Genomic DNA, 8,896 nt, shown 5'->3' with positions numbered 1-8,896 from the left:
ATGATCGGGCTCGACGACTTGCAGTTCATTACGATCGGCTGCCACGAATCGCCGAGGCATGGGTATGGCTGGCTCAGGGAAGAATGCTGCTACGCAGGTTGACTGCTTAGTTTTGTAAACACCCTCTTACGGCGAGTCCCTTTTGGCAGACGCCCCAAAAGGAACCAAAAGGTCTGCGCCCTACCATACGGCCGAGCTCGCCTAGGCTCGCCCGGTGCCTTCACTCCGGCACTGTTATGGGGGCCCGCCGCGACGGGCCATCCTTGGCCCGATCGCGGCTGGCTCGGCGTCCTGCCTCGCCACCCCCATAACAGCACCTGCGTTCAGCCTCCTGTGATGGGCCCCAGTGTCGTTCCCACTGTTTCGGTGGCGGCAGGGGCATTGCTTTAGAAGCAAAAAGCAAAAAGCAAAAAGCAAAAGCTATCAGTTCAAACCCAGCTGGCCACGCAATGTGGACAAGTCCTCAGCCAGCGTATTAACCGGCCCAATTAACGCCCTGCGGTCGTTATCGCTGACTTTATCGTAGGTTTCAAAGCCACCCGCTTTCGTGCGGTACTTCGCCAAAATCTTGTCCACGGTGCTGAAATTCTTGTCGACTTTCGCGGCAAAGGCTTTATCACTCTGCTCAATTTGCGTGCGGAACAAGTCAAAGATTTTCTTCGCGCCGTCGACATTGCCCTGGAAGTCGTAAAGGTCAGTGTGGCTATAACGGTCTTCTTCACCGCTAACTTTAGTTGCCGCGACTTCTTCCATCAGCGCCGCTGCGCCACCGACGACTTTCTCGGGCGGAAAAGTCAGGCCGGCGACGCGGGTTTGCAGGTCTTTGACGTCTTTATTCAGGCCGTCCGCCAGTGCATCCAGGCCTTGGGTGCTGTTTTCAGAGTAAAGGCTGTATTCAATGCGATGAAAGCCGGTGAAGTCTTCGGCCTTGACCCCTTTTTCGTGATCATCGACCCGTGAGTCGATAGAGGCATCAAGGTCGCTGAACAGTTCGGCAATCGGCTCGATGGACTCGTAATACACGCGGGTGGGGGCATACAGCTTTTTAGCGGTGGCAATATCGCCTTTTTTGATTGCATCCGTGAATTGCTGGGTATTGCTGGCCAGCTCATCCAGCTGTTCAGTCACGTATATCTTGTAGTCAGAGATGGGCCCCACCAAGTCCAGAGGCGCTGTCGCTGCCACAGCCGAGAGTGGGAGGTGGAGCAAACCAAGCGTGAGCATCAGTGCGAGCGGCATCTTGTTCATGGGACTTTTCCGGTAGGTATCAGGGGGGTTACGCATGTGCAGTGAGTAAGGAGCGGCCGATGAAATCCTGTGCGTCGCGCACGCCCGGCAAGGTGAAGAAATAACCACCGCCTACCGGCTTGAGGTATTCCTCCAGCGGTTCGCCATTAAGGCGGGTTTGAACGGCGATAAAGCCTTTGTCCAGATCACTCTGGTAACAGATGAACAGCAGGCCCATGTCCAGTTGGCCGTTTTTATTGACCCCGTTGGAGTAATTGAACGGGCGGCGCAGGATCAGGCTGCGGGCGGTTTCAGGTGTGCGCGGGTTAGCCAGGCGAATATGCGCATCCAGCTTGGTGAGCTTGCCGTGAGGATCTTTGCTGTAGTCGGGCACGTCGGTTTCGTGCTGACCATCCATAGGTGCTCCGCTGGCCTTGTTGCGGCCAAAGATGCTCTGTTGCTCTTGCAGCGGAGTGCGATCCCAGCGTTCGACAAAATTGCGAATGATGCGCACCGCCTGATAGCTGCCATTGACCGCCCACTGCGGCTCGTCACTGCCGGGTTGCACCCAGACAATGCTGTTCATCAACGTATTGTTATTGGAATCCGGGTTGGCAGAGCCGTCGCGAAAACCTAGAAAGTTGCGGGCGCTTTGCGCAGGCTCGCCGGGTTTGCCGGGCGCTTGCGGAGGCACTGTGCCTTCTTGCTTCCAGCGCACCAACAGCAAGTCGGGCAGGGTTTTCACAATGTCGCGCAAGGCATGAATATTGGTGTCGGCGGTATTGGCACAAAATTGCAGGCTCAGGTCGCCGTGGCACTGCGCCGGATCCAAAGCGTCGTTGGGAAAACCATGCATGCGACTCAAGCGTTTGGGTTTAACCGGGCCAAGGCCGAATCGCTCATCGAACAAGGATTCACCCACCGACACGGTCACGGTCAAGTTATCCGGCGTGACCACCGGGCCAAGAATGCCGGAATCCACAGGTGGAAGCTTGGGATCGACCTGCGGAACGGTGCCGCCTTTCATCAGAAACGCAATGCGCTCGTTGAGGGTGTGAAATAACCGCTCAAGGTCTTGTTTGTCGCTGGCCAGCACATCGAATGCGACCAACATGCCCGCCGCCGGGCGGGGCGTAATAATGCCGTTTTGGTGCTGTCCATGGAACTGATGATGGTCCTGCGTTTTATCGCTGCTGGGCGCCTGGGTGACTTGGGCGTTTTGGCCACTGCTGGCAGCCATTGCCGGGCAGCTCAAGGCACCACCGGCCAGTGCGGCGCCCGCTACGCCCATGCCGAGGAGAACACGACGGCGTTGCAGGTTGAAATCGTCAGGGTTGTGGTGGGAATCACTCATGTGTGTCTCGTCTGCAATGACAGGCCTGAGAGGCCGAGGGCGGGATCGATTCCATCGAGTGCATCGGCCAGTGCCTTGGCCTTGGTACTGATTGCCTGACGCTGCGCCGCACTTACGGTGTCGTAAGTGCTATAGCCCAGGGGTGTTTTCAGGGTGTTCAGTTGATCTGCGAGCGAAGTGGTGGCGTGATCAATGTTGAGCAAAAGGTCAGCATTGTTTTTTGCCAGTATCGGCCGCAGCAGGTCGACGACCTTGCGGCTGGTTTGCAGGTTGGCGGCAAACCCGTTCAGATCGAGATGGCTATAACGCTCTTCTTCACCGCTGTTGGCGCGGGTATCAGCCAGATTGTGCAAGGTGCGGCTGACGATGCCGACCAATTGTTCGGGCGGCAGTGATTGGGCCATCAACTGTTGCTTGAGCTGCACGACATTGGCTTGTAACTGCTGCGCAACTGGGGTCAGGCCTTGAAGGGTGCGTTGATCAAACAGACCGTATTCGAGTCGATGGAACCCTGTAAAACCCGGATCTTGCTCGCGACGTTCAAAATAGTCGGCCCGTGCGTTGATGGCGTTATCCAGTTCGGCCATGCGTTGCGCAGCAGGTGCCAGACGTTGGTAGGCCTCGCGGGCAGAAATGTACAGTGCTTGAGCCTGAGTCAGATCACCGGCAGTGATGGCTTGCGCCAAGGCATTGACCGCCTTGATCAAGGCATTGCTTTCGCTGCTCACGTACACCCGGAACTCTGACAACGGCCCAATAAAGGCCACCATTGATGGGCGCTCCTTGGCACTGGCGTCGGATTCTGCGGTAGGAGTGACGTGTAAAGTGCCGCGTGGATTGCTCAACAGGCCGCAAGTGATCGCGTAATCGCCAGGGGTCAGCGTGGCATTGATCACCTGACTCAGGCCGGGCGCGATATTTTCACGCTCCTCGACCACCAGCACTCCGTCGAGGATTTCCCACTCTACAGCGCGCTGCGAAGCGTTGACGATTCTGAAGCTATTGAAGCCTGCGGGTACGGTTAACGCATTCGGTTCACAACTGTGCGGATGAATGGTGACCGTGACCTCATTGCTGTGAACCTTGCGCTTGGCGGCTGCCAGTTGCGAGGCGTAATAGAACAGCCCGCCCGCTGCGATCATCACGATCACCGAGCCGGCCACCGCCCAGCGCAGGGCGCGAGGAGGTGTACCGCTTGAAGAGGTAGACATGCAGAACCTTATGAGTGGGTCGTTGAAGGAGAAGGTGCAGCCTGTGCCGGGGCAGGCGAACGGAAGAACATCGCCAGAGTGACCGCCAGGTAAATCACATACGCACCGAGCACGCTGACCGTGGGTGCATCCTGATAACCGAACATGCCGGCCAGAACAGAGCCCAACGGGCCATCCATAGGCAGTGTGGCGCTGAGATCAAACACCACCCCTTGCAGGTGATTCCAGAGCCCGGCTTCGTGCAAGGCTTGCACGGAGTTGGCCAAAATGCCGGCAGCGACCACCAGAATAAATAGCCCTGTCCAACGGAAAAACAGGCCCAGGTTCAGGCGCATGCTTCCGGTGTAGATGGCAAACCCGACACCTATAGCCAGAATCAAACCGAGCAGGGCGCCCAGAGGTGCAGCGGGGCCTTCACTCTGCTGGAAAACGGCGAGCAAAAAGAACACGGTTTCCAGGCCTTCACGGGCTACGGCAAAGAACACCATGGCAATCAGTGCGGTGACCTGATGGTTGGATCCGGCGAGCGCGTGATCCAGAGAGGTGTGCAGGGAATGCTTGATGGAGCGCGCCACTTTGCGCATCCAGAACACCATCGAGCTAAGAATGCCGACAGCGACCAGACCCACGATGCCCTCGAACAGCTCTTGCTGCTTCTGTGGAAACTCAGCGCTCATCAACTCCAGGCCGCCCCCTACCAGCAACGACAAGGCGGCGGCCAGAAACACCCCAATCCATACGGCAGGCATCCATTGACCGCGCCCTGTTTGCTTGAGGTAGCTGGCAATGATGCCAACGATAAGCGCGGCCTCAATGCCTTCGCGCAGCATGATCAGAAAGGGAACCAGCATGGGAGCGCACCGCGTTACGAATTAGTTAGGAAGCTAATTTGTAACATACTGATACGCATTGCTAAACAGGAATCACTTGCATTAGCTGAACGTTGGCTGAATGAAAAGAAATGTAGCTGTTCAAGGGGCTGCCTGTACCACCTGTTACTTCTGACAGTAGACGGATCGATGGGCGCAGTGGCTTGATCCAACTAGCCTGCCAACGGTAACGGGAAGTGTATGAGCAAAGTATGGGAGGGATTTTCCAGCTATACCGTGATCGGTGTTGCCAATACCTTGATCCATTGGCAGCTTTTTTTTGTTCTCAGGATGGCGTTCGACCTTAGCCAGGCGCTCAGCAACTTCTTGGCATTTTGCGCGGCGGCATCCTTTTCTTTTTATGCCAATGCCCTCTACACCTTTGCCGCGCCCAGATCCCTGGGGCGCTACCTGATGTTTATGGTGTGCATGGGCGGGTTGAGCCTGGCGGTGGGCAAGTTTGCCGATCACTGGAACCTGCCGGGCATTGTCACCGTGGTGGTGTTTTCCCTGAGCAGCCTGGTCGTTGGCTTTCTGCTTTCCAAATGGCTGGTTTTTCGCGTTCGTGCGTCATGAAACTCTCATTGATCGTGCCGATGTTCAATGAAGAACAAGCCATTGGCCTGTTTTACCAGACGGTTCGGCAAGAACCGGCATTGCTTGCCCACAGCGTTGAGATTGTGTTTATCAACGATGGCAGCACTGACCGCACGGGGGAATACGCGCAGGCCATTGCCCTGACTGACGAAGATGTTCTGTTGATCAACTTTTCCCGAAATTTCGGCAAAGAAGCTGCGCTGTTCGCCGGGCTTGAATTCGCCACTGGTGATGCAGTGGTGCCTATGGATGTCGACTTGCAAGACCCCATAGAAGTGGTTTCAAGGCTGATTGACGGGTGGCAGAAGGGCGCCGATGTGGTGTTGGCCAAGCGACGGGATCGCTCCAGCGACAGTTATATGAAGCGTCACAGCGCCGCGATGTTCTATCACCTGCTTAATCGCATTACCTATACCCATATTGAAGAAAACGTCGGCGACTTTCGCTTGATGGATCGTAAAGTAGTTGACGTGATCAAGGCGCTGCCTGAGCAGCAGCTGTTCATGAAAGGTGTACTGTCTTGGGCCGGTTTTAATGTGGTCATCGTGGAATATGACCGAGCGCCCCGCGTGGTTGGCCAGAGCAAATTCAATGGCTGGAAATTATGGAACCTGGCGCTTGATGGTATTACATCGTTCAGTACATTGCCGCTGCGTTTGTGGAGTTATATCGGCGGGGTGATATCCCTGGGGGCATTGTTATATGCCGCGTACATGGTGTTGGACAAACTTATTTTTGGTAACACCGTGCCGGGTTATCCATCGTTAATGACAGCCGTGCTGTTTCTCGGCGGAGTGCAGCTGATTGGTATTGGTATCTTGGGGGAGTATGTGGGCCGAATTTATATGGAGGCCAAACATCGTCCTCGGTACGTGGTGAAAGACTTGGTCAGGCGCCAGTACACCCATCAAGCAAAGGAAGACGTCGATGTGGTTCGAAATAAAGCGTGACAGCAAAGATGTCTTTTGGTTTTTTTTGATACTGTCCCTGGTTTACGTTTTTCCGATTATTCACGCGGACTATCTCTATATAGACGATCAGTGGCGCTCGTTACTGCTGGTCGATGATGCGTGGAGGAGGCAAGGCCGCGTTTTTGCCCAGCTATTGTATGGTGCGATGACCTTTACGCCATCAATGCCCTCTATTTTTCCATTGCCGTTATTAGTGTCAGTGGTAGCGATTGCTTGGGCGATGAAAAGCCTCGTTTTCTATTTATATGTAGAGGTTGATTTTTCTAAATGTCTGGTGGTGCTACCGCTGTTATGCAGTCCCTTTTTTTTAGGCAATTTGACGTATCAATATGATGGTCCTGCCATGGTGTTGGCTGTCGTGGCAATGGTCGCTGCACTCACATTTAAACCTGAAAATGTCGGGTTGAACGTGATAATGCCAGCCATGCTGATCACGCTCGCTTTAGGCCTGTATCAGCCGTCAGTCTCTGTGTTTATTGGGCTTTGTTGTGTTGAGCTTCTCTTGCTGATCCACAGTGCAGTCCCAGGGCGTAGCGTGATCAGCAGGATAGGTTTAAGAGCGTTGCAGCTGGTTTTAGGCATGACGGTCTATTTCTTCACTGCCTATTCGCTGGTCGATAACAGCCGTGGAACTCTGCTGGCTTTTGACTCGAACTGGATTAACAGGGTTGAGAGTCGCCTGCATTTGGTTGTCGATAAAATAAGCTTGTTAAACAGCCCTGGTGTGAGCTGGATGTGGGCGGTGCTGTTGTTGTTGGCAGGAGCTGGCGGACTTTTTTTTGTCGCGAAGTGCTTGGCCAGAGCCGATCGACTGTCCGCTAAAGTGGGTATTTTGATGGCCATATTTTTTACCGTCGGGGTGCTTTTACTGTGCACGCCCAATGTGATGCTTTTTTTGCATGAAGATCGAATGGATGCCAGGAATTTGATGGGCTTTTCAAGCTTGTTGATTCTGGTGTTCTATCTGGCTCATGACGCTTTAAACAGAATCAAACCCGGAGCGGGAAGGTGTTTGATTATTCCGTGCCTTTATATGTTTTCACTGTCCTATCTGTATGGGCAGGTGTTAAACGCAAAAAAAGAGTATGAAGCGAGTCTCTCAACTAATATCGCTTATGACCTGACCAGTCGTATTGAACTCAGGGATGTTGAGGGCTTTAATTTTTCGGCGCCCGGCGCTGAAAGGGATGCCTATTGGGTTCCGGCTTCTGAGGGAGCCCTGGCGCTAATGCCTGTTCTCAGATACGTGTTGAGTGACGACAACACAATACTGTTTCCAGATCACTTAAAGCGCTTGGGGATCAGCAAGGTTTACTGGGTGCGGGCCTCAATAGATCAATTGATGGCGCAAAACAAAGGCAAGCTGATCGTGGACAATAAGCAATACAGGGTCTATCGGGTGGGCAATGAAGGTCTGATACAGATAAAAAGCCATAGGGAATCAGCAGCCCCTGAACCTGATTGATGCGGGGCACTCTGGCTATTATCAGGGTCTGTACGAAATGTTTTAAACGCAGCATCACCGAGCGTAGATGCATTTCGTACAGGGCCTAGCGCAGTTCCCCGCACGCCAGAGCGCCGATGGATATCTAGTCTTCTTTAGACTCTTCTGGCAGTTCTTTCAACGCTTTAAGCGCTTCCAGCGCGGCCTCGGCTTTGAATGCCCGCTCACTCAAGGCAGTGCTTATTTCCTGGTGCTTGCTGTGAGCCTGCTGCATCCCTTCGCTTTCCTGTAGCGCGACGCGCAGGCGCTCTTGCAGGAGTGTGCGTTCGCTTTCAAGCTGGTTCAGTTGCTTGCTGAGCTGCTCATTCAGGTTGCCCAGCTTGTGCAGTTGGTCGTTGGCCTGATTCAGTTCTTTGTTTATGGCGCGGCTTTCACTGTGCACTCGCTCGTTGTCGCGATGCAGCTGGGTGATCTCGTCTTGACGCACCAGTGCGCTTTGCTGCGCCTGGCGCAGTTCCATTTGTATCTGCTGAACCTGCCCTTCATGGCGACTTTGGTCCTGCTCGCGCTGCTCTTTGACGGCGCTGCGATAGTGCTCAAGTGCATCTCGGGCATGCAGGTGTTTGTCTTCGAGCGAGCGAATCTGCTCGTCACGGTCTTGCAAGCGCAGTTCAAAGTCTGTGCAAGCCTGATTGAGCGCGGCGTTGCGGGTTTGCTCGGTTTGCAGCATGGAGAGGGTGGAGGCCAGGTTCGCGGTCTCTTGGGCCAGTGCTGCACGCTGAACGTCGAGCTGTTGCTCCTGCTGTGCTTGGATCTGTTGAGCTTCGTCCAGTTGTGCCTGGAGCTCTGCCTTGAGCTGTTCGTAGTGCAACTGCGCCCGGTCAATCGGCTCTTGTGCCTGTTCTTGCAGGCGTCGGGCAAGGCGGGCGACCAATTCGGTCAGCTCATCCCCAATCTGCTCCTGTGGTGCACCCCGGCGTGCGTCCACTTCATCCAGCTCTTTCAGGTAGCGGTGGATGGTGGTTTTTGACCCGGTATTTCCCATTTCGATACGTACCGCATCAATGCTCGGGTGTTCACCTCGGGCCAGGATCGCCGTGCGTGCAATTTGCACCACCGCCTTGTTCACGCCGCCACGAGCCATGGCTTTCTCCTACGATTATGTACTGTGGTATGTATCATGTAATTACATACTATTATGATACGGTAATTTTGTCATTATT

General features: G+C 54.5%; 8 protein-coding genes. 3 read left to right on the top strand and 5 right to left on the bottom strand.

What is annotated here, in order from left to right; genetic code table 11:
* Positions 1-423: 423 nt before the first annotated feature.
* From efeO (FJD38_RS23735) to efeU, 4 genes are read right to left on the bottom strand one after another with little or no spacing between them, the layout of a single operon-like run.
* On the bottom strand, positions 424-1,248 hold the full coding sequence (gene efeO, locus FJD38_RS23735; protein ID WP_146387934.1) for an iron uptake system protein EfeO: 825 nt from the start codon (positions 1,246-1,248) through the stop codon (positions 424-426).
* Positions 1,249-1,276: 28 nt separating this feature from the next.
* Positions 1,277-2,581, bottom strand: a complete 1,305-nt coding sequence (efeB, locus tag FJD38_RS23730; RefSeq protein ID WP_146387932.1) for an iron uptake transporter deferrochelatase/peroxidase subunit — start codon at positions 2,579-2,581, stop codon at positions 1,277-1,279.
* Complete coding sequence (efeO, locus tag FJD38_RS23725; RefSeq protein ID WP_146387930.1) at positions 2,578-3,792, bottom strand: iron uptake system protein EfeO; 1,215 nt, start codon at positions 3,790-3,792, stop codon at positions 2,578-2,580. Before efeO (FJD38_RS23725) ends, efeB begins: the two co-directional genes overlap by 4 nt.
* 8 nt (positions 3,793-3,800) lie before the next feature.
* Positions 3,801-4,643, bottom strand: coding sequence for an iron uptake transporter permease EfeU (gene efeU / locus FJD38_RS23720; protein WP_122784105.1), 843 nt, complete (start codon positions 4,641-4,643; stop codon positions 3,801-3,803).
* A gap of 219 nt (positions 4,644-4,862) precedes the next feature.
* On the opposite strand from efeU, the gene FJD38_RS23715 reads away from it, so the two are divergent.
* Genes FJD38_RS23715 through FJD38_RS23705 form a run of 3 tightly spaced genes read left to right on the top strand, consistent with a single transcriptional unit; the run spans position 4,863 to position 7,694 of the window.
* Positions 4,863-5,237 carry a GtrA family protein gene (locus FJD38_RS23715; protein ID WP_146387928.1) on the top strand — a complete coding sequence of 125 codons (375 nt, stop codon included), beginning with the start codon at positions 4,863-4,865 and terminating at the stop codon, positions 5,235-5,237.
* Positions 5,234-6,208 (top strand): glycosyltransferase family 2 protein, encoded by a 975-nt coding sequence (locus FJD38_RS23710; protein ID WP_146387926.1) that lies wholly within the window; start codon positions 5,234-5,236, stop codon positions 6,206-6,208. Before FJD38_RS23715 ends, FJD38_RS23710 begins: the two co-directional genes overlap by 4 nt.
* Positions 6,186-7,694, top strand: a complete 1,509-nt coding sequence (locus FJD38_RS23705; RefSeq protein ID WP_146387924.1) for a glucosyltransferase domain-containing protein — start codon at positions 6,186-6,188, stop codon at positions 7,692-7,694. Before FJD38_RS23710 ends, FJD38_RS23705 begins: the two co-directional genes overlap by 23 nt.
* Positions 7,695-7,818: 124 nt before the next feature.
* Here the strand turns inward: FJD38_RS23705 and FJD38_RS23700 are convergent, their stop codons facing one another.
* The gene (locus FJD38_RS23700; RefSeq protein WP_146387922.1) at positions 7,819-8,817 is read right to left on the bottom strand and encodes a DNA-binding protein; all 999 of its coding nucleotides are present in this window, start codon (positions 8,815-8,817) and stop codon (positions 7,819-7,821) included.
* Between the last annotated feature and the right edge of the window lie 79 nt (positions 8,818-8,896).

The sequence above is a fragment of the Pseudomonas saxonica genome (assembly GCF_007858365.1).
Taxonomy (GTDB): domain Bacteria; phylum Pseudomonadota; class Gammaproteobacteria; order Pseudomonadales; family Pseudomonadaceae; genus Aquipseudomonas; species Aquipseudomonas saxonica.
This window is presented reverse-complemented; position numbering and strand designations above follow the sequence as displayed.

Coding starts and splice junctions, on each gene's coding strand:
- efeO (WP_146387934.1), bottom strand. CDS start 1,248: ATGAACAAGATGCCGCTCGCACTGATGCTCACGCTTGGTTTGCTCCAC.
- efeB (WP_146387932.1), bottom strand. CDS start 2,581: ATGAGTGATTCCCACCACAACCCTGACGATTTCAACCTGCAACGCCGT.
- efeO (WP_146387930.1), bottom strand. CDS start 3,792: ATGTCTACCTCTTCAAGCGGTACACCTCCTCGCGCCCTGCGCTGGGCG.
- efeU (WP_122784105.1), bottom strand. CDS start 4,643: ATGCTGGTTCCCTTTCTGATCATGCTGCGCGAAGGCATTGAGGCCGCG.
- FJD38_RS23715 (WP_146387928.1), top strand. CDS start 4,863: ATGAGCAAAGTATGGGAGGGATTTTCCAGCTATACCGTGATCGGTGTT.
- FJD38_RS23710 (WP_146387926.1), top strand. CDS start 5,234: ATGAAACTCTCATTGATCGTGCCGATGTTCAATGAAGAACAAGCCATT.
- FJD38_RS23705 (WP_146387924.1), top strand. CDS start 6,186: ATGTGGTTCGAAATAAAGCGTGACAGCAAAGATGTCTTTTGGTTTTTT.
- FJD38_RS23700 (WP_146387922.1), bottom strand. CDS start 8,817: ATGGCTCGTGGCGGCGTGAACAAGGCGGTGGTGCAAATTGCACGCACG.